The following is a 23735-nucleotide window of genomic DNA, read 5'->3' as shown; positions in this document are numbered from 1 at the left end:
ATAAATCGCGCACAAACAAAAACGCCGATCATCACTGATCGGCGTTTTTGTTGAATATGGAGCGGGAAACGAGACTCGAACTCGCGACCCCGACCTTGGCAAGGTCGTGCTCTACCAACTGAGCTATTCCCGCAATGGCGTCCCCTAGGGGACTCGAACCCCTGTTACCGCCGTGAAAGGGCGGTGTCCTAGGCCACTAGACGAAGGGGACACAGGCTACAACTTTCACTAATAAAAACGCCGCTCACTGAGCGGCGTTTCTAGAATTTGGAGCGGGAAACGAGACTCGAACTCGCGACCCCGACCTTGGCAAGGTCGTGCTCTACCAACTGAGCTATTCCCGCAAATGGCGTCCCCTAGGGGACTCGAACCCCTGTTACCGCCGTGAAAGGGCGGTGTCCTAGGCCACTAGACGAAGGGGACACGCTACCCGGAACACATGGTGTGTGTTTCGGTGTCCAGATCCGCATCCGAAGACTTGGTTCTGGTTTCACTCAGCACCGCCCGAAAGCACTGCTGTTTAAAAATGGAGCGGGAAACGAGACTCGAACTCGCGACCCCGACCTTGGCAAGGTCGTGCTCTACCAACTGAGCTATTCCCGCAATGGCGTCCCCTAGGGGACTCGAACCCCTGTTACCGCCGTGAAAGGGCGGTGTCCTAGGCCACTAGACGAAGGGGACACGCTACAACTTCACTCCCTACCGCGTTTCGCTGTGTGCTTTACGCTGTAAGTGGCGCGCATTCTATGGATGGATTAAGGGGTCGTCAACCCCTTGATATAAATTTATTTAAATCAATGACTTCGACCTGCTTTACCAAGTCAATCAGGCTTTTCCGTCGCCCGACGATTGACGCCTATATTCCGCCACTCGCCAAGGCGTTATAGTCCACCGCACAATGATGGCCATATGCGCTTACCGCGCCAGCATTTATCTAAGCAGTGCGTGGCCGATATAGACACAAGCTACCGACCCAACGTGTCGAGCAGCGGCAGCCAGCTGAATGCCGAGCCACTGAACTCGCAAGTGAACCCTATAAAGAGGTCTTACCGGTGACACCACTCATGATCACCCTGCTAGTCGTAGCCGGGATCGCAATTCTGATCGCCATTGGCTACATGAACCATGTGGTGGAAAACAACAAACTGGAGAAGGCCCGCACCAAGGTCGAACTCAACGACCGCCTGCGCCGCTGCGGCGAACTGACCGAGACTTTCCCAGGCCAGTTCATGACCCCTGCGCTGAAACTGTTGCTGACCCGACTGGAACTCAACGTCTGCCAGCGCCTGCTCAACCTGGAAAAAACCAGCGCCACCACCAAAGCGCGCATCAGCGAACTCAGCGCATTGGTCGCCCAGGGCGAATCGATCCCGGTCAACAACCCGCCGGCACCGATCCTGACCGAAGCCAAAGCCAAAGACGTGCGCTTCCTGCTCGAAGCCCTGCACGGCCAAATCACCCGCGCCGCCCACGACGGCTTCCTGCCACCGAACGAAGCCAAACAGTGGATCCGCGAAGTCCGCCACATCCTCGTACTGCTGCACATCGAATTCTTCAACAACCTCGGCCAACAATCCCTGCAACAAAACCAACCCGGCCAAGCCCGCCTCGCCTTCGAACGCGGCGTGCAATACCTGCGCAAACAACAAGACCCGCAGGCCTACGCCGAACAACTGCAATACCTGGAAAAACTGCTCGCCCGCGCCAACGCCCAGGTCATGGACAAAATTGCACCCGTGGAAGGTGAAGAGAACCAACTGACCACAGGTTTGAAAGATGTAGAGGCGGATGCGGACTGGAAGAAGAAAGTGATTTACGACTGATTGAAGAAGTAGCGAGAGAAGCCACCGGGAGGTGGCTTTTTTGTGGGTGATGGATGGGGACTGAGGGGAATTTCAGGCCGCTTTCGCTAGCAGGCTAGCTCCCACAATTAGATTCGGTGCGTACAGTCAGATAATTGTTGGTTGTGAGGCCGTCATCGCTGGCAAGCCAGCTCCCACAGAGATTGAGTACAACCGTAGAAATGAGTCGGCTGTCGGGCCGCTTTCGCTAGCAGGCTAGCTCCTACAGTTGGATTGGGTGCGTACAGTCAGATAATGGTTGGTTGTGAGGCCGTCATCGCTGGCAAGCCTGCTCCCACAGGGATTGAGTACAACCGTAGAAATGAGTCGGCTGTCGGGCCGCCGTCGCGAGCAAGCTCTGCTCCTACAAAATTAAAATCAAAAGATCGCAGCCTTCGGCAGCTCCTACACAGGATGAGCGCAAGCTCGGCTGCAGCTTTTGATCTTGCCGTGCTGGCCCCTTCGGAAGGCTGAGTGGAGGGGTTTATCCGGGGGTAGGAGCGCAGCGACGTTTGGCGCAGCCAAACACATCGAGAGGAGGTGCAGCGAAGCAAACCGGAGGCGATGCCCCCGGATGAATCCCGTAACGAAGGAACCCCGAGCCCCAGCGAGCGGGCCGAACGCCGGGGCCCAGACCTTTGCTTCCTTTGGGGCGTCTGCCAAAGGGAGTCGCTGTAAGAGCGAAACCGCCAGCCGCCCCCCCCGAAGAACCGGATATACACCCAAAACCCCAAGAACATGGTCGGCCCAAAGGCCGCCAAGCCACACCAAAAGCGTCAAAGCCGAAAATGCCCAACCATCCCCCGCAACCCAACCCCCAACTGCGCCAGCTCAACACTAGAAGCCGCATTCCCCCGCATAGCCAACGAAGACTGATCGGCACTCGCACGAATACTCGTCACACTGCGATTAATCTCCTCCGCCACCGAACTCTGCTCCGCCGCCGCCGCCGCAATCTGCTGATTCATCTGCTGAATCAACGACACCGCCGCCGCAATACTCCCCAACGCACTCTCCGTCTGCAGCGCATCACTCACCGCCAGCTTCACCAACTCACCACTGCTCTGAATCTGCTGCACCGACGAATGCGCCGCCGCCCGCAACGCACTGACCAAGCGCTCAATCTCCTCGGTCGACTGCTGCGTACGCCGCGCCAACGCACGCACCTCATCCGCCACCACCGCAAAACCCCTGCCCTGCTCCCCGGCACGCGCCGCCTCGATCGCCGCGTTCAACGCCAACAGATTGGTCTGCTCGGCCACGCTCTTGATCACCCCCAGCACCGTGCCGATATTCTGAATCTCCGCACTCAGACTCTCGATACTGGAACTCGCCGACGTTGCCGAATCCGCCAGTTGCTCGATCCGCGCCATGCTCTGCCGCACCACCTGCTGACCACTCTCAACCTTGCTGTCTGCGGTCTGCGCCGCCAACGCCGCTTCTTCGGCATTGCGCGCAACATCATGCACCGTCGCTGTCATCTGATTCATCGCGGTGGCAACCTGCTCGGTTTCCTCCTTCTGACTGCTGACCTCAAGATTGGTCTGCTCAGTCACCGCCGATAGCGATTGCGCCGAGCTCGCCAACTGCTCGATACCCGCCTGCAACCCGCTGACAATCGTGCTCAACCCCGCGCCCATCTGCTGCATCGCCAGCATCAACTGGCCAATTTCATCACGACGCGTCACCGGCACCGTCGCACTCAAGTCCCCCGCCGCAATCTGCTGCGCCACCTGAATCACACTGCGCAACGGCGCAACGATCAACCGCGTGATCACCCACGCCGCGATCAACCCGACCAACAGCGCCAACGCCGACGAAGCAATAATCAGCAACGAATTCTTCTTCAGCTCAGCCTGCATCGCGCCGTCTTCAGCGACGTACGCCTGATTGACCCGCTCCACCACTTGCGCGGCCCGCTGATGCAATTGGCCGTAGACGGTTTTTTCCTGCGCCAGCAAACCGGTGTACTCCGCCAGCTTCTCGTTGAACCCGGCAATGTGCCCCGATACTTCATTGAGCACCGTCAGATAACCCTCGTCCTTGACTGTCGACTTCAGCGCCTCGGCCTGCGCCTGAGCCTGCGCGGCCTGCTCGATATTGCCTTTGTCGGCACCGTCGGCATCGCCCTTGCGACTTTGATCCAGACGAACCCGCGCCTCGTTCATCGCCTGCAACATCAGCCGCGACACCTGACTGACCTGACTGGCTTGCTCGATGAATTGCGCACCGTCCTTGCCCTCGGACTCTTTCAAGGTATAGGCGCCGTCGTCCGCCAACCCGGCCTGCAACACATCGAGGTTATTGGCGACGCTGGACACCGACCAACTGGCCATCTCCAGCGCCAGATCCTTGGTCTGGGTCAGCGAAACAAATTCATCGAAAGCCTTGCGATAGGCCTCCAGCGATTGCACGACATCGTTCATCACCGGCACGTTGGCCGCTGATTGCGCCTTGAGCGCGTTGGCTTGAGCAATCAGCCCATCGACGCCTTCACGCAAGGCATCGGCGGTTTTCGGATTGCCGCGCAACGCATATTCCTGCTCCAGCAGCCGCACATCGAGCAGACCGCTATTGAGCGATGACATCTGTTTGAGCCCATCAAAACGCTGACTGATGGTTTGCAGAGACCAGACGCCAATCGCCGCGACCAACGCGGTCAACAGCAGCACCAGTGCAAATCCGATACCCAGTTTTTTTGCCATACCGAGGTTGGCAAAACGTCCTTGCACGGCCGAAATCATTGCGCTTAATCCCCTGCCAAAGTCTGTGAACGCAGAGTCGCAACGGCCAACAGGCAGCACAAGTCTCTGGCGTCGGAATAATGGCAAAAAGCTACGTCCGCGTCGTTTTCAGAACACTCGAGGTCGATCCGCACAAGTGTTGCGAAAAAACTGCCGCGCGCGCGGATCACAGGCATGCGCCACATTGATCCGCTGCCAGTCGCTGCTTTCGCCACTCGGACTGAACACACTGGACGCCGACAGCAACACACCACTGCGCTGAGCCTGGCGGCACAACCGAACATCATCGGTCTGCGGGGCCCGCGCCCAAATGAACAATCCGCCCGTAGGCTTGCCGAACACCTCCCAATCGGCGTCTTCCAGCAACTGCAATGCGGCGGTGCGATCGGTATTCAGGCGCTGACGCTGGCGCTGCACCAGTTTTCGATAAGCGCCGCTGGCCATGAGGCTTGCCACAACTGCCTCACTGAAGCTCGAGGCGCCCATGCTGCTGATCATCTTCACTTGCGCCAGACGGGCAATCACTTCAGGTTCGGCGAGGACGAAACCGACCCGTAATGAACTGCTCAGGGTTTTCGAAAAACTGCCGACGTAAATCACCCGTTCATCCAGCGCCGCCAGCCGAGTACCGTTACCACTGTGTAGATCGGCGTAGACATCGTCTTCGATCAGGCGCACATCATGCAGCCTGCACAAGTACAAAACCTGCTGAGCCGCGGCCGCTGTCAGGCTGGTACCCGTGGGATTGTGGTGATGACTGTTGATGAACATCGCCACCGGGCGAAATTCACCCAGTAACCTTTCAAGCGCTTCAAGATCAGGCCCGGTCGGCGTGCGGCGCACCTCGATCATGTTCACCCCTTGCAGGCGCAGCAGGTTGAACAGCGGCGCGTATCCGGGTGTTTCCACGACAACGCAATCTCCCGCTTGCAACAGGGTGCGCACGATCAAATCCAGTGCATGGCTGGCACCTGCAGTGGTGAGCAATTGCTCTGCAGGCGCATCGATATTGAATATTTTCAGGCGTTTGACGATCTGCTCGCGCAGCGCCGGAAGGCCTGCCGCGCTGCTGTAGTTGAACAGGCTGGCCATGTCCGTGCGCGCGACCTCGCGGATCGCATAGCTCAAGTCACCGGACTCGCGCCAGCTCTCGGGCAAGCCGCCACCGCCCAGTTTCAGTCCGCCAGCAGCGCCGTAGAAGCCACTGCAACCAGCCTCGCTCTCGCCCTGTCCGCACAGCGTCTTGGGTGATGCGGCCACCATGAACCCCGTGCCTTGGCATGAAGCCAGAATCCCCTGCGCGACCAGCCGCTCGCAGGCCTCGGTCACACAGGACTGGCTGAGCAAGTTGCCCCGGGCAATTTGCCGAACCGAGGGCAAACGAGTGGCGGGCGCGACGCCACTCTGCGCGACCCACTCCGTCATTCCATCAACGATTTGCTGCACCACTGGCACCAATGCCTGTCGGTCGATTCTCAATTCCATGAGCGCACAAACTCCTGTCCGTTTTGCTGGCCGCAGTAAATCACAGCCGCCGTCAGGAGGCTGTGCGACAAAGCCGACAAAAGCGCTCGATCTAACTATTTGATACACATTGCTGGGTGAGGGAGCAGGTTCAGAACGCGGTGACACCGCCATCTACTGCCAGCGAATGACCGGTGGTGAACGCCGCACCGTCGCTGCACAGGTACAACACGGCGCTGGCGATTTCCTCGACCTTGCCGATGCGGCCGACCGGGTGCATGGCGTTGGCAAACTCGCCTTTCTTCGGGTCGGCCTCGTAGGCGCGACGAAACATGTCGGTGTCGATCACCGCCGGGCACACGGCGTTGACGCGGATTTTCTTCTTCGCATATTCGATGGCCGCCGATTTGGTCAGGCCGATCACTGCGTGTTTCGACGCCGCATAGATGCTCATCTTCGGCGCTGCGCCAAGACCGGCGACCGAAGCAGTGTTGACGATCGCCCCGCCGCCCTGTGCCAGCAGCAATGGCAACTGGTACTTCATGCACAGCCAGACGCCTTTGACGTTGACGCCGATGATCGCGTCGAACTCGTCCATCGAGCCCTCGGCCAGTTTGCCCTTTTCGATTTCGATCCCGGCATTGTTGAAGGCATAGTCGAGACGGCCGTAGGTATTGATCACCTCGTCCATCAGATTTTTCACTTCGCTCTCGACGGTCACGTTACAACGGACGAAGGTCGCTTCGCCGCCGGCTGTACGAATCAGCGCCACGGTGCCCTCGCCCCCTGCGGTATCCAGATCGGCGACCACCACTTTCAAGCCTTCGGCGGCGAATGCCTGGGCGGTCGCACGGCCGATGCCGTTGGCCGCGCCTGTGACTACGACAACCTGACCGGAAAACGTCATGCTCATTGTTATGTCCTCGAACGCATAGATGCAGGGGGAATGCTTAGCGTTGCAGCATAGCCACAGCGGTTGGCCGGGCGTCAGCACTATCCAGTGGCTGTTTAGGCGCCCATGCGTTGCAGTGATAAAACCGGCCCGGTGATCATCACTGCACTGGATCGACGTGCATTCGCCTCATCAGCCAACCTTGCGGCATCGGCCGTGAAGGTCTATCAACAAGGCTTCATTCCGTTCGAGTGCCTGCCATGACCAACCAGACCAATCGCCAGTTCCTGCTCGCCAAACGCCCGGTGGGCGCAGCCACCCGCGAGACTTTCACCTATCAGGAAGTACCGGTCGGCGAGCCGGCGGCGGGCCAGATTCTGGTCAAGAACGAATACCTGTCCCTCGACCCGGCCATGCGTGGCTGGATGAACGAGGGCAAGTCCTACATCCCGCCGGTCGGCATCGGTGAAGTCATGCGCGCATTGGGCGTGGGAAAAGTCGTCGCCTCGAACAATCCGGGATTTGCCGTCGGCGACTACGTTAACGGTGCCATTGGCGTGCAGGATTATTTCCTCGGCGAGCCACGAGGCTTCTACAAAGTCGATCCGAAACTGGCCCCGCTGCCGGTGTATCTGTCAGCGCTGGGCATGACCGGCATGACCGCCTATTTCGCTTTGCTGGATGTCGGCGCGCCGAAGGCTGGCGACACCGTGGTGTTGTCCGGCGCGGCCGGCGCGGTGGGCAGCATTGCCGGGCAGATCGCCAAGATCAAAGGTTGCCGCGTGGTGGGCATTGCCGGTGGCGCCGACAAGTGCCAATTCCTCATTGATGAGCTGGGTTTCGACGGCGCCATCGATTACAAAAACGAAGACGTGATCGCCGGGCTCAAACGCGAATGCCCGAAAGGCGTGGACGTGTATTTTGATAACGTTGGCGGTGACATTCTCGACGCGGTACTGAGCCGTTTGAATCTGAAAGCGCGAGTGGTGATTTGCGGCGCGATCAGCCAGTACAACAATAAAGAGGCGGTCAAAGGCCCGGCCAATTACCTGTCGCTGCTGGTTAACCGTGCGCGGATGGAAGGTTTTGTGGTGATGGACTACGCGGCGCAATACGCGAGCGCGGCGCAGGAAATGGCCGGCTGGATGGCCAAGGGGCAGCTCAAGAGCAAGGAAGATATCGTCGAAGGCCTGGAGACCTTTCCAGAAACGCTGATGAAATTGTTCAGCGGCGAGAACTTTGGCAAGTTGGTATTGAAGGTTTAAGGCCACCACAAAACCAATGTGGGAGCGGGCTTGCTCGCGAAATCGGTGTATCAGTCGACATTAATGTTGAATGACAAACCGCATTCGCGAGCAAGCCCGCTCCCACATTTGGATCTTCAGCGTGCTTAGGCGATTTCGGCGACTACCGAAGCCAGCGCCTGAGCCGGATCCGCCGCCTGGCTGATCGGACGGCCAATCACCAGATAGTCGGAACCGGCATCCAGCGCCTGACGCGGGGTCAGAATGCGGCGCTGATCGTCTTGCGCGCTGCCCGCCGGGCGAATCCCCGGGGTCACCAGTTGCAGCGACGGGTGCGCGGTTTTCAGTGCGGTGGCTTCCAGCGCCGAGCACACCAGACCGTCCATGCCAGCCTTCTCGGCCAGTGCAGCCAGACGCAGCACTTGCTCTTGCGGCTCGATGTCCAGGCCGATACCGGCCAAATCTTCACGTTCCATCGAGGTCAGCACGGTCACGCCGATCAGCAACGGTTGCGGGCCCGTGCGCTTGTCGAGCACTTCACGGCAAGCAGCCATCATGCGCATACCGCCGGAGCAGTGAACGTTGACCATCCACACGCCCATCTCGGCAGCGGCTTTCACGGCCATCGCGGTGGTGTTGGGAATGTCGTGGAATTTCAGGTCGAGGAATACCTCAAAACCCTTGTCACGCAGGGTGCCGACGATTTCCGCGGCGCAACTGGTGAACAGTTCCTTGCCCACTTTGACCCGGCACAGTTTCGGGTCGCAACTGGTCGGCCAGCTTCAGTGCGGCGTCACGGGTGGGAAAATCCAGGGCGACGATGATAGGAGTCTGGCAGGCGGACATGAATGGGCTCTCAGGCAGGACGAAATCGGCGCGCATTGTAGCGGAACCGGTGGCGGCGCGGCACCCGATGATCGGTAAATCGTCGCGCCAACCGTGATCAGCATAGCGCTCGCTGCTATTGTGTCGACTCCGATACACAGCCGACACGCCAGCAACAAGCACCCGCGCTAGCCTCGCCAGCCGCAACACGTCCTTACATCAGCACTTCCCGCCTCACGGCCGGACGCCTATGCTGAAACCACTACCTCGCAGCCCATCTTTGTGGTTGGCGGCCTACCTGGCAGACGAACAGCCTCATGCACAACACCCAAATGACCGCGACTGATGAGCCCAAAGACGACAAACGCTGGAGCATTCGCGCGCTGATCGTCGACGACGATGTGCCGATCCGCGAGCTGATGATCGACTACCTTGCGCGTTTCAACATCCACGCCAGCGGCGTCACCGATGGCGCGGCGATGCGTTTGGCGATGCAGGCCGAACATTTCGACGTGGTGGTGCTCGACCTGATGCTGCCCGGCGAAGACGGTTTGTCGCTGTGCCGCTGGCTGCGCAGCGAATCGGACATCCCGATCCTGATGCTCACCGCGCGCTGCGAGCCGACCGACCGCATCATCGGCCTCGAACTCGGCGCCGATGACTACATGGCCAAGCCGTTCGAACCGCGCGAACTGGTGGCGCGCATTCAGACGATTCTGCGCCGCGTGCGCGACGACCGTACCGAGCAGCGTGCGAATATTCGCTTCGACAACTGGCGCCTGAACAGCGTCCTGCGCCAATTGATCGCCGATGACGGCCTCGTGGTGCCGCTGTCCAACGCCGAATTCCGCTTGCTCTGGGTGTTTATCGAACGCCCGCGCCGGGTGCTCAGCCGCGAACAATTGCTCGACGCCGCGCGCGGCCGCTCGATCGAAGCGTTCGACCGCAGCATCGATTTGCTGGTGTCACGCTTGCGACAGAAACTCGGCGACGATCCGAAAGCCCCGCAGTTGATCAAAACCGTACGCGGTGAGGGTTACCTGTTCGACGCGCGGGACATCGGCTGATGCGAGCGCGCTTCGACACGCTGTTCGGCCGCCTGTTTGGCATGCTGTTCGTGGCGATTGTCCTGGCGCACTTGCTGGCGTTTGCCTGGTTCCACCACTACGGCCCGCCTCCGCCGCCACCGCAGGAATTTTCCGAGGGCGTCGACGGCCAGCGTCCGCCGATGGATCCGCGCTTCGAACCGCGTCCACCGCGCCCATGGTTTGGCGGGCCGTTGGTGCCGCTGACGTTTCAGTTCATCTCGCTGATGATCGCCGCATGGTACGGCGCCAAACTGCTGACCCGACCGATCCAGCGCCTGAGCGACGCCGCCGAACGCCTCAGCGAAAACCTCGACAGCCCGCCGCTCGATGAATCAGGCCCGAAAGAAGCCCGGCAAGCGGCGCACACCTTCAACCTGATGCAACAGCGCATCCGCGAACAGGTGCAGCAACGCGCGCGCATGCTCGGCGCCGTCTCCCACGACCTGCGCACGCCGCTGTCACGCCTGAAACTGCGCCTGGAAAACATCAGCGATGAAAAGCTGCAAGGCCAGATGCGTCAGGATCTCGACGACATGATCGGCATGCTCGACGCCACCCTCACCTACCTGCACGAACAGCGCACCAGCGAAGCCTTGCAGTTGATGGACGTGCAGGCGCTGGTCGAATCGTTGTGCGAAAACGCCCAGGATCAGGGCGCCGACGTGCAGGTCAGCGGCCATTGCGCACCGCTGCCGGTGCAACCGATGGCGCTGCGCTCGTGCCTTAACAACCTGATGGACAACGCGCTGCGCTATGCCGGGCAGGCGCGGATCGAACTGCAGGATCAGCGTGAACAACTGCTGATTCGCGTGATCGACCACGGCCCGGGCATCGCCGCCGACAAACGTGAAGCGGTGTTTGAACCGTTCTACCGACTGGAAGGCTCACGCAACCGCAACTCCGGCGGCGTCGGCCTCGGCATGACCATCGCCCGCGAAGCCGCGCAGCGTCTGGGCGGACAGCTGAATCTGGAAGAAACCCCGGGCGGCGGCCTCACCGCCATCATCCGCCTGCCCCGCCCCTGAAAACACCACCATCCCCTTGTGGGAGCGGGCTTGCTCGCGAAAGCGGCGGGTCAGCCAGCAATGATTTGACTGACCCACCGCTTTCGCGAGCAAGCCCGCTCCCACAGGGTTTTGTCGTGTTCTTTTGATCTGTGTACCACCCGGTACAAATCGCACATACCCCCGACAACTTGTGCCCCGACGCTGCATAAGCCGGTACACCCACCGGTTTTCATTCCAGGGAGTGAGTCCAATGATCGGTAGCGTCAGCAACTACACGAGCTATACCAGCACCAGCACCAGCACCAGCACCAGCAACACCACACGGAACGCCCGCAGTCAGGAACTGCAAAAAGAACTGTTCGCCAAACTCGACAGCAACGGCGACGGCACCATCAACAGCGACGAACTCAGCAGCGGCCTGACCAGCGCCGGCAGCTCCGCCGACAGCAGCGAAATCTTCTCCGCCCTGGACAAAAACAAGGACGGCACCGTCAGCCAGGACGAACTCACCGCCGGCCTGACGCCACCCCCGCCACCGCCACCGCCACCGCCACAAATGAACAGCGACGAACTGTTCAGCCAACTCGATGCCGATGGCGACGGCAGCGTCACCGCCACCGAACTGAGCAGCGCGTTGCAAACCAGCGACAGCACCTCAACGAGCAACACCGACACCAGCGCCGCCCTGCTCCAAGTACTCGATAGCGACAGCAGTGGCGGCGTAAGCAGTGATGAACTGAAAGCCGCTTTACAGGCTGGACGCGAACGCCCGGATGAAGAACAGACGGCTTCGACTCAAAGCACGACAGAAGCGCTGAATCGCATGATTGCCAATTTGAGCAAGCAGTACTCGCTCGATAACGCGGCGCCGGTGGGCAAGTATTTGAACGTGGCGACTTGAGTCTGCGACGCAATCTACAGCGCAAAATCAAAAGCCCCTCACCCTAGCCCTCTCCCGGAGGGAGAGGGGACTGATCGAGTGGTTTGGTAGAAGTACGCCGACGCGGGATACCGAGTTGAACTCAAGTTTTGAAAAGTCCACCAATCGGCCCCCTCTCCCTCGGGAGAGGGCTGGGGTGAGGGGCGAATCCAACGAAAATCAAAAGATCGCAGCCTTCGGCAGCTCCTACACAGGATGAGCGCAAGCTCGACAAGCTTTTGATTTTGATCTTAGAGCCCGTCGGGAGGCTGAGCGGGAGGGATTCATACGGGGAAAGCATCGAGAGGAGGTGCAGCGAAGCAAACCGTAGGCGATGCCCCCGGATGAACCCGGAGCGAAGGAACCCGAGCCTTAGCGAGGGCCGGACGTCAGGGCACAGCCTTTTCGGTTACCTTTTCGGCGTTTGGAAAAGGTGACTCGCCGTAAGGGCGAAACCATAATCAGCCACACCCGAAGCAACGGATATGCCCAAAAAAATCAGCGCCGATCCTCAACCCTACCCTGACTCTTACTCCAATCCGTCAACAAACTATAAGCCACCGCCAACAACGTAGGCCCAATAAACAACCCGATAAACCCAAACGCAATCAACCCGCCAAACACCCCAAGCAACACAATCACCAACGGCAAATTCCCCCCGCGGCTGATCAAATACGGCTTGAGCACGTTATCCACGCCACTGATGACAAACGTCCCCCAAATCCCGAGGAACACCGCCATCCCATACTCACCCTTCCACGCCAGCCAAGCCGTCGCCGGCACCCACACCAATGGCGGCCCCATCGGAATCAGACTGAGCAGGAACGTCACAATCCCCAGCACCAGCGCCCCCGGTACCCCGGCAATCAAAAACCCGATCAACGCCAGAACCGCCTGCGCCGCTGCCGTGCCGATCACCCCGTTGACCACCCGCTGCACCGTACCGGCCACCAGCTCGATGTAATACCCGGCGCGATCACCAATCAACCGCTCCAGCAAACCATGAACAAACGCCGCCAGTCGCGGCCCGTCACGGTAGAAAAAGAACACAAACACAATACTCAGCGTCAGCTCAAGAATGCCGCCCCCGATCTGCGCACTGCGCGCCAGCAACCAGTTACCGACCTGCCCCAGATAAGGCTTGATCGACACCATCAGCGCCGCGCCCTGCTGATCGATACTGTCCCAGATGCCGACCAAACGCTCGCCCACCAACGGCACAGTCCCCAGCCACACCGGCGCTTCCGGCAAACCGTCGACCTGCACATCCTTGATGAACGCCGTGGCATCGCGCACGTGATCCGCCAGGTTGAACCCCAGCCAAACCAACGGCGCCGCCACCAGCAACATCCAGCACAAGGTCAAAATGGCCGCCGCCAGCGATTCCCGGCCATTGAGCCAGCGGGTCAGCAGGCGCATCAGCGGCCAACTGGCAAACGCCAGCACCGCGCCCCAGAACAGCGCCGACCAGAATGGCGCCATCACCCACAGGCTGGCGCCAAACAACACCAGCAGGAGGATCTGCACCAGCAGGCGATCGTTATTGAGCATGTAAGATTCCGAAAAAGTCAGTCAGGCCAAGAGTAGGCGAACACGCCGCGCGCGCTCGCCCGATACAGCTTATCGCAACAGATCGATGCGCAGGCCAACACCATCGACGCTGCCGGTCTCCATGCGCGCCGCACGTACGCCCTGATTGATCAACGCCTGACGCCACGCCTCGGCCTTGGGTCCGGACACCGTCACGCGTAACGTCGTGTCGAGATTCAAGCCACGGGAAATCAGCCGCAGCCAAGCGTCATCCGGAGCATCCACGCGGTTCGGGAAATCCAGCTCACCGGTGCTTTTCAATTGACGCAACAAGGTCGCCGAGGTCGGCAGCAGCTCGCCCAGCGGCGCGACTGCTTCGAACTGTTCAACGTGCAGATAGGCTTTGCGATTGCCGCGCGTGATGCTGTACAGCGCCACCAGCGTGTTGTCGCGCGGAGCTGCCAGCCTCAACAGCAAGTACGCCTGCTGTTCATCAGCGCCGTACAGTTTGGAGTTGCCGAACACCTCGTTGGCCCACAGGCTGCTCTCGCCACAATCACGCGCCTGACACCAGAACAGCAACTCGGCGTCCTGCTTTTGCAGGGCTTCGCGGGCAGCGGTGAAGGCTTCGGTGGCGGAATGTTCGGGTGGCAACTCATAGGTCACCGCCGTGGTTTGGCCTCGGGCGGTGACCTGGCCGTCAAAGCGCAACTGGCCACTGATCTTGCGGATCGAGCCCATAGGGTAGATGCGCTCCAGCTCCACCGGAGGGCGATAGTCGACAATCTGCGCATCGGCCAGACGCGGCACGATCTGCAGATCCTGACTGCCGGGCACATCGGCGGCGAATGAAAAGGAACTGAAACAGCACAGCGCCAACAGACTGAGTGACCGCATAGTCAGGCTCATCGGATCGGCATGACTGTGTGATTCGAGGTCGCAGCGGTATAGAAATCCATCGTGGTTGTCTCCCATTTCAACCCGCCCAGCCTCGACAGTTGCCCGCAGCAAGTCAAGGAATGGCGAAGAACCGATTGAAACAGTCTGCGACAAGGTCGGCACCGGCCTCGTCGTTCAGGTGCAAATGGTGGCCACCCGGCAGCTGTTCCCGGCTAAAGGGTAGACGTTCCAGCAGCTCAGGATGTTTCGCCAGCATGCCGTCGGCCGCGACCACCAGTTGCGCCGGGCAACTGATGCGCGCGACGAAAGCCATCGCCTGTTCCTGGGTCAGACGCAACGGCGACGGCAAGGTCAGGCGATTATCGGTGCGCCAGGTGTAACCGCCCGGCACCGGCATCAAACCGCGCTGGGCCAAGAGTTCGGCCGCCTCACGACTGACCGCCACCAACCCTTTCATCCGTGCCTCGATCGCACGGTCGAGGGTGTTGTAAACCGGTTTGCGCTTCTCACGCAGATCCAGTTGCGCTTGCAGGGCCATGCCCATGCGCTCGGCGGCATTTTCGCCTTTGTCTGTAGGAGGAATCACGCCGTCGATCAGCGCCAGATGGGTGATGCGTTCCGGCAACGCACCCGCCAGCACCAGCGAAACAATTGCGCCCATCGAATGCCCGAGTAGACCGAAACGCTTCCAGCCCAGTTGCTCGGCGACTTGCAGCACGTCATGGGCGTAGTCCCACAGGGCGTAACCGGCGCCGTTCGGACGATGCCCGGAATGGCCGTGCCCGGCCATGTCCAGTGCGATGATGCGCAAGCCTCTAAGCTTCGGTGCCAGCCGCGCGAAGCTGTTGGCGTTGTCGAGCCAGCCATGCAGGGCAATCACCGGCAGACCGTCCTCGGGGCCGAACAAATGCGCCGCCAGTTCGATATGCGGCAGGCTCAGGCGCACTTCTTCGAAAGTCGGGCTCATGCGCAATCCTTGTCCTGACGGTTTTCCCAGCGCGTAAACAGAGTCTTCAGCAGCCGCGCGGTGTCCTGCGGGCGCTCAAGAGGAAACATGTGGCCGCCGGGCATGCTCAGCGCTTCGCCCTGCGCCAGTCGCGAGACGAACCGCGTGTGATGACGCATGACCACGCGACTTTTGTGCCCGCGCACCACCGCCAGCGGTACCTGCAATTGTCCGGTGCGGCCAGGGCTGGTGTGCGGCACGCCGCGGTAGATGCTGATTTCAGTGGCGGGGTCGAAGCGCAAGCGCAGCTTGTCGCCGACCTTGTGCAAACCGTGTTGCAGATAAGCGTCGAAGCATTCCGGATCAAACCCGCGAAACAGGCTTTTGCCGGCGAAATAACTGCGCGCACTGTCGAGGTCGGCGAACTCTTCGCGGCGGCCCAAGGTACGACCCGCGGGGGTCAGTTTGTCGATGAAGCCAAAACGCTTGGCCGCACGAATCACCCATTGATCGGTGCGCGTGAGCACCGGCGAATCGAGCATCACCACGCCGCGATACAACTCCGGGCAACGCAGCGCCGCGTGCAGGTGCAGCACGCCGCCAAACGAATGGCCAACACCCCACACCGGTTGATCTTGCTGCTGCAAATGGTGGATCAACTCATCGACGAGGTTGTACCAGTTGTCATCCGCCGGAAAACGCGGGTCATGGGCATGCTGCTCGAGATGCGCGACCCGGTACTCGGGCGCCAGCGCCGCGAACAACTTGCCGTAGGTGCCCGAAGGAAAGCCGTTGGCGTGGGCGAAAAAGATGGGTTGCGACATACCGGTACATCCATGAGCGGGAAACGTGGCGTTGATTGTCCGCAAGACGGCGCGCGACAGCAATGACCGTAACTGCCAGGAATGATGACAGTCGCGCCACGGCTATGGCAGGCGCCGTTCTGGCACTTGTCAACTGTCAGTTCTGTCAGTTGACAGGCGCCCTGCTCAGGCCGATAAAAACCTACCCCCTTTGTCTGGCGCTGGCTGCTCATGACTCACGCGAACACGCCGGCCATTCAAGCGCGCGATCCGAGGGGGCTGCCCGTGCGCAGCGTGGCCTATCATCACCGCGACGCGAGTGCGGCAATTGAAAGCTACGTCACTCAACAGATTTACGATGCATCAGGACGCGCGCTCCAGAGCCGCGATCCGAGACTGTTCCTCCGACATCAGCTCGATCCTTCGGCCCCGGCGAATCAGAGCAACGTGTTCAGCCTCTCGGGATCGCCGCTGTTAAGTGAAAACACCGACGCCGGCTGGCGCTTGAGCCTGATCGCAGCGGACGGTTTCAGCCTTGAAGGCTGGGATCAGAAACGCAACCACCGACGCACGGGCCTCGATTCGCTGCGCCGCCCGAGCGCGATATTCGAGCACGCAGAGAGCGAGCCTGAACACTGCACGGAGCGTTTCACCTATGGCGATGAATCGACGGAAATCGTCCATAATCGTCGCGGCCGATTGATTCGGCATGACGACACCGCAGGCACCCTGCACTTTGCGCAATTCAGCCTGAGCGGCCTGCCCCTTCAATGCGCTCGCACCTTTTGCGCCGACCCGGAGTGGCCGGTGAACTGGCCGGAGGTGGAAACCGATCGTGATCGCTTTCTGGAACGTAATCCTGCCACGACTCTCTGCACCTACAACGCTGTCAGTGAACTGATCAGCCAGACCGATGCGCTGGGCAATCGGCAAACACTGTTGCAGGATCGCGTCGGTCAGTTACGCGAAATCCATCTGACGCTGGCAGCCAACCCGCAGAGCCAGACGATAGCCAGCGATATTCAGTACAACGCCGAAGGCCATCTGGAACATCAACGTGCAGGGAACGGCGTGGTGTCTCGAGCACGGTTCGGCGCTGATGACGGTCGCCTGCAGCATCTGCTCAGTCAGACAAATGATGGCCAGACGGTGCAGGATCTGACGTACGAATATGACGCGAGCGGTCACATCACGCGTATCGCCGATCACGCAGCGCCCGCTCACTTTCACCGCAACCAGCGCACCGAAGCGACCTGTCGCTATCGCTACGACAGTCTCTCGCGCTTGATTGAGGCCAATGGCCGGCAGATCCGTAACGCCACTGGCGGCCCACAGTTACCGGAGTTTTCCTCGCCTGCCGATCCGGCACAACTGGAAAACTACACGCGTACCTACACCTACGATTGCGCCGGTAATTTACTGCGCATGGAACACCGCGCCGCCAGCGGCAACCGCACCGAACGCACGGCCGTCGCTCACTCCAGCAATCGTAGCCTGGCGGAAAAACCTGACGGCCAGTTGCCGGATGAAGGCGAAATTGCTGCGAGGTACGACGCCAGCGGCAATCGCCTGTTTCTGCAGTACGGAAAAGAATTGCATTGGGATCGGCGTAATGAATTACGGCAGGTTAGCCAGATCGTCCGTGCCGATGAGCCAGATGACATCGAGTTCTATGTGTATGACGGTGGTGGCCAGCGTCAGCGCAAAATCAGTCAGCGTTTCACCGGCACGCTGACGCGCGATAGTGAAACCCGTTACTTGCCCGGTCTGGAGATTCGCACTGAGCCAGACCAGATTGTCCACGTCATCTCGATCAAGGCCGCACGCGCCACCCTCCAGGTGTTGCATTGGGCGAAAGGCCTGCCGGCGGGCATGGTGCAGGATCAGCAACGCTACAGCTTCAGCGATCACCTGAATTCCAGCACCGTGGAGCTGGACGCACAGGCACAACTGATTTCGCGGGAGGACTATTACCCCTACGGAGAAACCTGTTGGTGGGCCGGGCGCAGTCAGGTCCAAGCCAGTTACAAAACCCTGCGCTATTCGGGCAAAGAGCGTGACGCCACGGGTTTGTATTACTACGGTTTTCGTTACTACGCGCCATGGCTGCAGCGCTGGCTCAATGCTGATCCGCTGGGCACTGCGGACGGCCTGAATCTGTTTGCCATGGTGCATGGCAATCCGGTCGGCAATGTCGATTTTCAGGGGCTGGTCACGGTGACAGAAGGTACCGCGGCGGCGCTGGCCACGTTTGCCCGAGATGGCGTGAGTGCACTGGCCGGAAGCACGGTGAGATATTTTGCCGCCGCAGGATTGGAGCAATGGGCCTCTGGCGATACGGACTCGCCTCCCGACCCTGGTGTCAATCTGGGATTGACCATCGCGGGCGCGATTGTCGGTGCCGCTGCCGGTGGATCGATGGGATTGGGAGCAGGCAGTCGGCTTGCCATCGGTCGTAATTACGGCCGCAAAACACAGAAATTCATGGCTGGCGCATTGGGGCTGGTGGGGGCTGCGGCGGGAGCCGCTGCCCCGGTTTACGCCTACCTCGCCAACCGTGAAGCTTTAAACGTAACGGCCATCGCAATCCTGGCCAGCGCACCCGGGAATCTGACAAGAGAAACCGGGCAACGCATACTCGCCGACGCTGGCCCTAGCGTTACCGTGGCACCTTCGTTCCGCACGACAGCCTTGCGCACCAGCGCTTACGCAGTATTGCTGGCGGCCGGCGGCTCGGTTAAACCAGAACTATCGGATTTTGCGGCCGGGGTTGCTGTCGGTGCGGTTGTTGAAGCTCTGGACGGCGTATCTATCACCACAATCAACTCATTCCGGGGGGGAAATACCAACGCCCTGAAAACAATGGACTCTCGAAACCGAAGTTCGGGGAGGTGCTGTATGGGGTGGCGACGCGTACTGCAGGATCGACTTTGACAGCAACTCTGGCATTGGGCTTAGCCTCTAAGACAGGCGAAATCAGCAATGCCAACTTACAATCCGCAGCGATCAACAGTCTGGCAACGCCCACTGAAGCCCGCACTTACCTTGGGCAACATGTACAGTTCGGCGTGAGCAAGTTAATCGGCACTGACGACAGGAAATTCAGGCTGGATCGATTTACTCCTCCGAACAGCATCCTGAGAAGCGTCGAACCCGACTACCACCCGGAAGTACCGAATGCGTTGAGTCTGGAGCTGACGCAATATGGCCGTCGGAATAGCCAATCAAATCGATCCAGCCATTGACTCACTGCGCAGGCGGCGTCTGCCCCAACGGCACCACCGCCATGGTCAGCCGCGACACACAACTGGCCTTGCCTTCATCGCTGGTCAGACGGATATCCCAGACATGCGTGGTGCGGCCGATGTGGATCGGCTTGGCCACCGCCGTCACCCGACCACTGCGCAATCCGCGTAAATGGTTGGCGTTGATCTCCAGCCCCACGCAATAAAACTTGCTGGCATCGATGCACAGGTAACTGGCCATCGAACCGACGCTTTCCGCCAGCACCACCGATGCGCCGCCGTGCAGTAAACCGTACGGTTGATGGGTGCGATGGTCGATGACCATGCTCGCGGTCAGCGACTCTTCGTCGAAAGATTCAAAGCGAATGTCCAGCACTTCGCCGATGGTGTTTTTCTGGATCGCGTTCAACTGCTCGATGTTCGGAGTGGTACGCCACAAGCTCATCGCAGACTTCCTTTGTTGTTTTAGTCGTCGCTCAATCCTGCCACAGCACCGCCTCGCTGCGCTCGCTCCATTCTTCGAAACGCGCGCCGTAAGTGTCTTCGATGACGTTGCGTTTGATCTTCAAGGTCGGCGTGAGAAAACCGTTTTCCACCGCCCAACTGTCCTTGACCACCACCAGACGGCGCAAGCGTTCGTGCTTGTCGAGCACAGCGTTGACCTCTTCGAGGAGTTTTTCCAGGCTGGAATGCAGACTAGCCCGGCCCTCCTCCTGATTGACCGTCGACAGCACGCACAAGCCCAGCGGCGCACTCAAACCATCGCCGACCACACAGACCTGTTCGATGCGCGAATGCACTGCCAGGCGATTTTCGATCGGCGCCGGGGCGACGTATTTGCCCTTGCTGGTTTTGAAGATTTCCTTCAGCCGCCCGGTCAGGCGCAAGCGCCCTTCGGCATCCTGTTCGCCCTTGTCGCCGGTGCGCAGGAAGCCATCCTCGGTGAGCGTTTCAGCGGTTTTCTGGGGATCCTTGAAGTAGCCGAGCATGGTCGCCTGACTGCGCACCAGCACTTCGCCGGTTTCATCGATGCGCACCTCGACATCCGGGCACGGCTTGCCGATCCAGCCCTGTTTGTATTGCCCCGGCAGGCAGATGTGCGAATAACCGCAACTCTCGGTCATGCCATAAACCTCAAGTACATCGAGGCCGAGTTTCTGATACCAGGTGAGCAAGGTCTGCGGCACCGGCGCCGCGCCGGACAACGCCACGCGCAAGGCATCCAGCCCCAGCCCCGCGAGCACTTTGTGGCCGACGCGTTTGCCAATGAACGGCAGGCCGAGGAGGAAATCCAGACGCTTCGCCGGGATCTTGCTGTACACGCCCATCTGGAATTTCGTCCAGATACGCGGCACGCCGAACATTGCGGTGGGCCGCGCGCGCTGCAAATCCGTAATAAAGGTGTCGAGGCTTTCGGCGAAGAACACGGTTTGGCCGGTGTAGATCGACGCCAACTCCACAAACATCCGTTCGGCAACATGACACAGCGGCAGGTACGACAAAAGCCGGTCATTCTCGTTGAGCCCGAACAGCTGCGTGCCGCGCGTCGTGGCGAAACCGAGATTGGCAAAACTGTGCATCACGCCTTTGGGCAGGCCGGTGGTGCCGGAGGTGTAGATGATCGTCGCCAGTTGCTCGGCGGCGGGACGCGGATCGTCCTGGATCGGTGAGCTGCGTTGTAAGTCAGCCCAGCTGAAATCGAAGTCGCCCGGTGGATGCAGCGGCAGGCTGATGATCGGCAAATCGTCCGGCACGCCTTTGGACATGCTCGGCCAGTCATCGAGCTTGCCGATAAACGCCAGTACGCTTTCCGAGTGGTTGAGCACTTGCGCGACGGAATCGGCGGTGAGATTGGGATAGAGCGGCACCGACACGTGCCCGGCCATCCAGATCGCGAGGTCGGCGATGATCCAGTGCGCGCAATTTTTCGAGATCAGGGCGATGTGGCTGCCTTGCGGCAACTCGCGAGCACGCAGCCAATGCGCGGCGCATCGGGCCTGATGGCCGACGTCGGCCCAGCTCAGGGTCTCGACTTGCCCGCCACCGATGGGCTGCACGAGAAAGCGCTGGCGCGGGTGCCGGGCTTCTCGTTCGTAGAACACGTCCAGCGGCAAACGGAAGGCGGCAGACATGCGACTCGCTCCTGTTTTTTAGGTCTGGAGCAAGCGTAGTCAACCAAGCAAGTGCTTGGTTGGATTTTTTACCAAAAGAAACAAGATCAAAAGATCGCAGCCTTCGGCAGCTCCTACAGGGAAATGCATTCCAATGTAGGAGCTGCCGAAGGCTGCGATCTTTGCTTTTAAGGGTGTTTGAGGCTGTTAAGGGTCATCGAGCCAATCAGCAACTCAGGGCTTTCCAGCTCGGCCAACCCGGCAGTGCTGACCTTCTCCGGCGGATAACCGGCGCCATGCTGCAGATAGCTGAGCAGATTGCCCACCAACGGGTTGTGGCTGACCAGCAGCACATTGCTCACCGACACCAATTGATCGGTGACCTTGTCCGGATCAACCTCCGGCGTCAGCCATTCAACCGTGCGAATCTCCGGCTCAAAACCCAGCGCCTCGCGCACAATCTGCGCGGTCTGCTGCGCACGCAAATACGGGCTGGCGTAGATCGCTGTAAGCGGCTGGCCGATCAAATGGGCGGCGCTGCTCAAAGCTTCTTTGCGACCGTGGTCGGTCAGCTCCCGTTCGGAGTCGGGGCACGAGCCGTAAGGCACCGCTTCACCGTGACGCAATACCCAGAGTTTCATAGTTTGGGTTCCTCATCTCGAACCGGATGCGGTGCCGGCGCGACGGCGTGCGGCGCTTCACCTTCCGGGTTACGCGGCGTTGGCCAGTCGGCGAACGGCCACGGTTTCTGGTCGCTGTGGAAACTGCCGAAACGGCCGATCTGCGCCAGAAACTGGCTCAGGCTGTCGCCGAAATTCATCAGGCTGGCGCTCGGTGCGCCATAGATCAAACGATAGATCAGTTGCACCAGCACCACCGCGCCGAGGATGAACTGCGCCACTTGCCAGACCAGTGCGTAAACGATCATCCACAGCACACGCAGGAGGATGGATTCGTACTTGGCTTCGGTTTTCGGATCGTTCATGGCTTGCTACTCCCGGCTCACTCAGTTGAAACCGCTGGTGGAAATAAAGTCGACGTCGGTTTTCGGCTCGGCGCGCATCAGTAGACCGATGACCTGCTCCAGCGTGCGTCCTTCGAACAGGATCGCGTGCAGCCCGGCGACCAGCGGCATGTACACGCCGACTTCCTGCGACTTGGCCTTGAGCACTTTCAGCGTATTTACGCCTTCGGCGACTTCACCGAGGCGCGACACCGCTTCATCAAGGCTCAGGCCCTGACCGAGGGCGAAACCGACCTGATAGTTGCGGCTCTTCGGCGACGAACAGGTGACGATCAAATCGCCGACACCGGCCAGGCCGAGGAAGGTCATCGGATTCGCGCCCTGATTCACCGCAAACCGGGTCATCTCCGCGAGGGCACGGGTGATCAGCATGCTTTTGGTGTTCTCACCCATCTCCAGCGCCACCGCCATGCCGGCGATGATCGCGTAGACGTTTTTCAACGCCCCGCCCAACTCGACACCAAAACGGTCGGCGCTCGCATAAACGCGGAAGGTGCGGCCGTGCAGCGCGGCTTGCACGGCTTTGCACAGATCTTCGTCTTCACTGGCGACCACCGTGGCGGTCAGCGCGTGCTCGGCGATTTCGCGCGCCAGGTTCGGCCCGGACAGCACGCCGATGCGCGCTTGCGGGGCGATCTCTTCGAGAATCTGGCTCATCAGTTTGAAAGTCTGCGCTTCGATGCCTTTGGTCAGGCTGACCAGCATCTTGCCGCTGAGGCGCTCGGCGTGGGCAGCGAGCACCGTGCGCAGCGCGCTGGACGGCAGCGCGACAAAGCACAAATCACAGGCGTCGAGCGTGGCTTGCAGGTCGGTGACCGCAATCACGCCCGGCAGAATCTTGATGCCTTTGAGGTAACGCGGGTTTTCGCGATTGACCCGGATGGCTTCAGCCTGTTCGGGGTCACGCATCCACTGCAGGACTTGATGGCCGTTCTCGGCCAGTAAATTGGCCACGGCGGTACCAAAACTTCCGCCTCCCAGGACCGCAATCGGGCGCTGTTCAGTCATATGCAATCCGTTAATCCATACCAGTGGCGATGGCGGCATTATACGGGGCGACCCGGTCGCGGCCAGCCCCCGCAACAATTACCGACACTTGTAGGAAGAAGACCAATAAAACCTAGGAAAATGCCCGCAACGTGACTGGAAAAG

Annotated in this window: 20 protein-coding genes, 6 tRNA genes and 2 pseudogenes; 8 read left to right on the top strand and 20 right to left on the bottom strand. The window is 60.1% G+C overall.

Annotation, left to right across the window (positions count from 1 at the left end; all coding sequences use genetic code 11):
- Positions 1-57: 57 nt before the first annotated feature.
- The 6 genes from ACZZ0D_RS04320 to ACZZ0D_RS04295 form a co-directional block, all read right to left on the bottom strand.
- Positions 58-133, bottom strand: a tRNA-Gly gene (locus ACZZ0D_RS04320).
- Positions 134-135: 2 nt separating this feature from the next.
- Positions 136-211 (bottom strand) — tRNA-Glu (locus ACZZ0D_RS04315).
- Positions 212-268: 57 nt separating this feature from the next.
- Positions 269-344 (bottom strand) — tRNA-Gly (locus tag ACZZ0D_RS04310).
- Between the two features lie 3 nt (positions 345-347).
- Positions 348-423: transfer RNA gene (locus ACZZ0D_RS04305), tRNA-Glu, on the bottom strand.
- A 104-nt stretch (positions 424-527) separates the two neighbouring features.
- Positions 528-603 (bottom strand) — tRNA-Gly (locus ACZZ0D_RS04300).
- 2 nt (positions 604-605) lie between these two features.
- Positions 606-681 (bottom strand) — tRNA-Glu (locus ACZZ0D_RS04295).
- A 383-nt stretch (positions 682-1064) separates the two neighbouring features.
- Here ACZZ0D_RS04295 and ACZZ0D_RS04290 point away from each other — a divergent pair.
- Positions 1065-1823: a hypothetical protein gene (locus ACZZ0D_RS04290; protein ID WP_053122697.1), complete on the top strand. Its 759-nt coding sequence runs from the start codon at positions 1065-1067 to the stop codon at positions 1821-1823.
- Positions 1824-2617: 794 nt separating this feature from the next.
- Here the strand turns inward: ACZZ0D_RS04290 and ACZZ0D_RS04285 are convergent.
- From ACZZ0D_RS04285 to ACZZ0D_RS04270, 4 genes and pseudogenes are all read right to left on the bottom strand, one after another.
- Positions 2618-3481, bottom strand: coding sequence for a methyl-accepting chemotaxis protein (locus ACZZ0D_RS04285; RefSeq protein ID WP_463554762.1), 864 nt, complete (start codon positions 3479-3481; stop codon positions 2618-2620).
- A pseudogene (locus tag ACZZ0D_RS04280) lies at positions 3479-3703 on the bottom strand (HAMP domain-containing protein); the annotation flags it as partial. The pseudogene ACZZ0D_RS04280 and the gene ACZZ0D_RS04285, both read right to left, overlap by 3 nt.
- A gap of 990 nt (positions 3704-4693) precedes the next feature.
- Positions 4694-6070, bottom strand: coding sequence for an aminotransferase-like domain-containing protein (locus ACZZ0D_RS04275; RefSeq protein WP_463552527.1), 1377 nt, complete (start codon positions 6068-6070; stop codon positions 4694-4696).
- Positions 6071-6200: 130 nt separating this feature from the next.
- The gene (locus ACZZ0D_RS04270) at positions 6201-6962 is read right to left on the bottom strand and encodes an SDR family oxidoreductase (RefSeq protein ID WP_159811474.1); all 762 of its coding nucleotides are present in this window, start codon (positions 6960-6962) and stop codon (positions 6201-6203) included.
- 105 nt (positions 6963-7067) lie between these two features.
- Between ACZZ0D_RS04270 and ACZZ0D_RS04265 the strand changes: the two genes are divergently transcribed.
- A complete protein-coding gene (locus tag ACZZ0D_RS04265; RefSeq protein WP_463552526.1) occupies positions 7068-7205 on the top strand; it encodes a hypothetical protein in 138 nt (45 codons plus the stop codon).
- Positions 7202-8206 (top strand): NADP-dependent oxidoreductase, encoded by a 1005-nt coding sequence (locus tag ACZZ0D_RS04260; RefSeq protein WP_463552525.1) that lies wholly within the window; start codon positions 7202-7204, stop codon positions 8204-8206. Before ACZZ0D_RS04265 ends, ACZZ0D_RS04260 begins: the two co-directional genes overlap by 4 nt.
- 125 nt (positions 8207-8331) lie before the next feature.
- Here ACZZ0D_RS04260 and pyrF read toward each other — a convergent pair.
- Positions 8332-9031: pseudogene (gene pyrF / locus ACZZ0D_RS04255) on the bottom strand (orotidine-5'-phosphate decarboxylase).
- Positions 9032-9327: 296 nt separating this feature from the next.
- Here pyrF and ACZZ0D_RS04250 point away from each other — a divergent pair.
- The 3 genes from ACZZ0D_RS04250 to xopAW all read left to right on the top strand — a co-directional run bounded on the left by ACZZ0D_RS04250 (position 9328) and on the right by xopAW (position 12006).
- Positions 9328-10077 (top strand): response regulator, encoded by a 750-nt coding sequence (locus tag ACZZ0D_RS04250; RefSeq protein ID WP_053122719.1) that lies wholly within the window; start codon positions 9328-9330, stop codon positions 10075-10077.
- A complete protein-coding gene (locus ACZZ0D_RS04245) occupies positions 10077-11123 on the top strand; it encodes a sensor histidine kinase (protein WP_463552524.1) in 1047 nt (348 codons plus the stop codon). Before ACZZ0D_RS04250 ends, ACZZ0D_RS04245 begins: the two co-directional genes overlap by 1 nt.
- 232 nt (positions 11124-11355) lie before the next feature.
- Positions 11356-12006, top strand: coding sequence for a XopAW family type III secretion system calcium-binding effector (gene xopAW, locus ACZZ0D_RS04240; protein WP_463552523.1), 651 nt, complete (start codon positions 11356-11358; stop codon positions 12004-12006).
- A 516-nt stretch (positions 12007-12522) separates the two neighbouring features.
- On the opposite strand, the gene ACZZ0D_RS04235 is transcribed toward xopAW, so the two are convergent.
- From ACZZ0D_RS04235 to ACZZ0D_RS04220, 4 genes are all read right to left on the bottom strand, one after another.
- Positions 12523-13575, bottom strand: a complete 1053-nt coding sequence (locus tag ACZZ0D_RS04235; RefSeq protein ID WP_463552522.1) for an AI-2E family transporter — start codon at positions 13573-13575, stop codon at positions 12523-12525.
- Positions 13576-13644: 69 nt separating this feature from the next.
- The gene (locus ACZZ0D_RS04230; RefSeq protein ID WP_400652023.1) at positions 13645-14451 is read right to left on the bottom strand and encodes a DUF4892 domain-containing protein; all 807 of its coding nucleotides are present in this window, start codon (positions 14449-14451) and stop codon (positions 13645-13647) included.
- Positions 14452-14566: 115 nt separating this feature from the next.
- Entirely contained in the window at positions 14567-15421 is an 855-nt protein-coding gene (locus ACZZ0D_RS04225; RefSeq protein ID WP_463552521.1) for an alpha/beta hydrolase, read from the bottom strand.
- Positions 15418-16224 (bottom strand): alpha/beta fold hydrolase, encoded by an 807-nt coding sequence (locus ACZZ0D_RS04220; protein ID WP_053122732.1) that lies wholly within the window; start codon positions 16222-16224, stop codon positions 15418-15420. The genes ACZZ0D_RS04225 and ACZZ0D_RS04220 overlap by 4 nt, the downstream gene beginning before the upstream one ends.
- Before the next feature lie 210 nt (positions 16225-16434).
- On the opposite strand from ACZZ0D_RS04220, the gene ACZZ0D_RS04215 reads away from it, so the two are divergent.
- Both ACZZ0D_RS04215 and ACZZ0D_RS04210 read left to right on the top strand, forming a co-directional pair.
- Positions 16435-19137, top strand: a complete 2703-nt coding sequence (locus ACZZ0D_RS04215; RefSeq protein WP_463552520.1) for an RHS repeat-associated core domain-containing protein — start codon at positions 16435-16437, stop codon at positions 19135-19137.
- Positions 19134-19448, top strand: coding sequence for a hypothetical protein (locus ACZZ0D_RS04210; protein ID WP_463552519.1), 315 nt, complete (start codon positions 19134-19136; stop codon positions 19446-19448). The genes ACZZ0D_RS04215 and ACZZ0D_RS04210 overlap by 4 nt, the downstream gene beginning before the upstream one ends.
- Position 19449: 1 nt before the next feature.
- Here ACZZ0D_RS04210 and ACZZ0D_RS04205 read toward each other — a convergent pair whose 3' ends face one another.
- The 5 genes from ACZZ0D_RS04205 to ACZZ0D_RS04185 all read right to left on the bottom strand — a co-directional run bounded on the left by ACZZ0D_RS04205 (position 19450) and on the right by ACZZ0D_RS04185 (position 23591).
- A complete protein-coding gene (locus ACZZ0D_RS04205; RefSeq protein WP_053122736.1) occupies positions 19450-19893 on the bottom strand; it encodes a hotdog fold thioesterase in 444 nt (147 codons plus the stop codon).
- 31 nt (positions 19894-19924) lie between these two features.
- On the bottom strand, positions 19925-21580 hold the full coding sequence (locus ACZZ0D_RS04200) for an AMP-binding protein (RefSeq protein WP_463552518.1): 1656 nt from the start codon (positions 21578-21580) through the stop codon (positions 19925-19927).
- A 167-nt stretch (positions 21581-21747) separates the two neighbouring features.
- A complete protein-coding gene (gene sixA / locus ACZZ0D_RS04195; protein WP_053122740.1) occupies positions 21748-22200 on the bottom strand; it encodes a phosphohistidine phosphatase SixA in 453 nt (150 codons plus the stop codon).
- The gene (locus ACZZ0D_RS04190; RefSeq protein WP_463552517.1) at positions 22197-22544 is read right to left on the bottom strand and encodes a DUF4389 domain-containing protein; all 348 of its coding nucleotides are present in this window, start codon (positions 22542-22544) and stop codon (positions 22197-22199) included. Before ACZZ0D_RS04190 ends, sixA begins: the two co-directional genes overlap by 4 nt.
- 21 nt (positions 22545-22565) lie before the next feature.
- Positions 22566-23591 carry an NAD(P)H-dependent glycerol-3-phosphate dehydrogenase gene (locus ACZZ0D_RS04185; RefSeq protein WP_463552516.1) on the bottom strand — a complete coding sequence of 342 codons (1026 nt, stop codon included), beginning with the start codon at positions 23589-23591 and terminating at the stop codon, positions 22566-22568.
- Positions 23592-23735 lie beyond the last annotated feature (144 nt).

The organism is Pseudomonas sp. AC193 (genome assembly GCF_979258075.1).
This window is presented reverse-complemented; position numbering and strand designations above follow the sequence as displayed.

Bases quoted from the DNA above. Each gene is read 5' to 3' on its own strand.
- ACZZ0D_RS04290 (WP_053122697.1), top strand. From the start codon at position 1,065: ATGATCACCCTGCTAGTCGTAGCCGGGATCGCAATTCTGATCGCCATT.
- ACZZ0D_RS04285 (WP_463554762.1), bottom strand. From the start codon at position 3,481: ATGGGCGCGGGGTTGAGCACGATTGTCAGCGGGTTGCAGGCGGGTATC.
- ACZZ0D_RS04275 (WP_463552527.1), bottom strand. From the start codon at position 6,070: ATGGAATTGAGAATCGACCGACAGGCATTGGTGCCAGTGGTGCAGCAA.
- ACZZ0D_RS04270 (WP_159811474.1), bottom strand. From the start codon at position 6,962: ATGAGCATGACGTTTTCCGGTCAGGTTGTCGTAGTCACAGGCGCGGCC.
- ACZZ0D_RS04265 (WP_463552526.1), top strand. From the start codon at position 7,068: ATGCGTTGCAGTGATAAAACCGGCCCGGTGATCATCACTGCACTGGAT.
- ACZZ0D_RS04260 (WP_463552525.1), top strand. From the start codon at position 7,202: ATGACCAACCAGACCAATCGCCAGTTCCTGCTCGCCAAACGCCCGGTG.
- ACZZ0D_RS04250 (WP_053122719.1), top strand. From the start codon at position 9,328: ATGCACAACACCCAAATGACCGCGACTGATGAGCCCAAAGACGACAAA.
- ACZZ0D_RS04245 (WP_463552524.1), top strand. From the start codon at position 10,077: ATGCGAGCGCGCTTCGACACGCTGTTCGGCCGCCTGTTTGGCATGCTG.
- xopAW (WP_463552523.1), top strand. From the start codon at position 11,356: ATGATCGGTAGCGTCAGCAACTACACGAGCTATACCAGCACCAGCACC.
- ACZZ0D_RS04235 (WP_463552522.1), bottom strand. From the start codon at position 13,575: ATGCTCAATAACGATCGCCTGCTGGTGCAGATCCTCCTGCTGGTGTTG.
- ACZZ0D_RS04230 (WP_400652023.1), bottom strand. From the start codon at position 14,451: ATGCGGTCACTCAGTCTGTTGGCGCTGTGCTGTTTCAGTTCCTTTTCA.
- ACZZ0D_RS04225 (WP_463552521.1), bottom strand. From the start codon at position 15,421: ATGAGCCCGACTTTCGAAGAAGTGCGCCTGAGCCTGCCGCATATCGAA.
- ACZZ0D_RS04220 (WP_053122732.1), bottom strand. From the start codon at position 16,224: ATGTCGCAACCCATCTTTTTCGCCCACGCCAACGGCTTTCCTTCGGGC.
- ACZZ0D_RS04215 (WP_463552520.1), top strand. From the start codon at position 16,435: ATGACTCACGCGAACACGCCGGCCATTCAAGCGCGCGATCCGAGGGGG.
- ACZZ0D_RS04205 (WP_053122736.1), bottom strand. From the start codon at position 19,893: ATGAGCTTGTGGCGTACCACTCCGAACATCGAGCAGTTGAACGCGATC.
- ACZZ0D_RS04200 (WP_463552518.1), bottom strand. From the start codon at position 21,580: ATGTCTGCCGCCTTCCGTTTGCCGCTGGACGTGTTCTACGAACGAGAA.
- sixA (WP_053122740.1), bottom strand. From the start codon at position 22,200: ATGAAACTCTGGGTATTGCGTCACGGTGAAGCGGTGCCTTACGGCTCG.
- ACZZ0D_RS04190 (WP_463552517.1), bottom strand. From the start codon at position 22,544: ATGAACGATCCGAAAACCGAAGCCAAGTACGAATCCATCCTCCTGCGT.
- ACZZ0D_RS04185 (WP_463552516.1), bottom strand. From the start codon at position 23,591: ATGACTGAACAGCGCCCGATTGCGGTCCTGGGAGGCGGAAGTTTTGGT.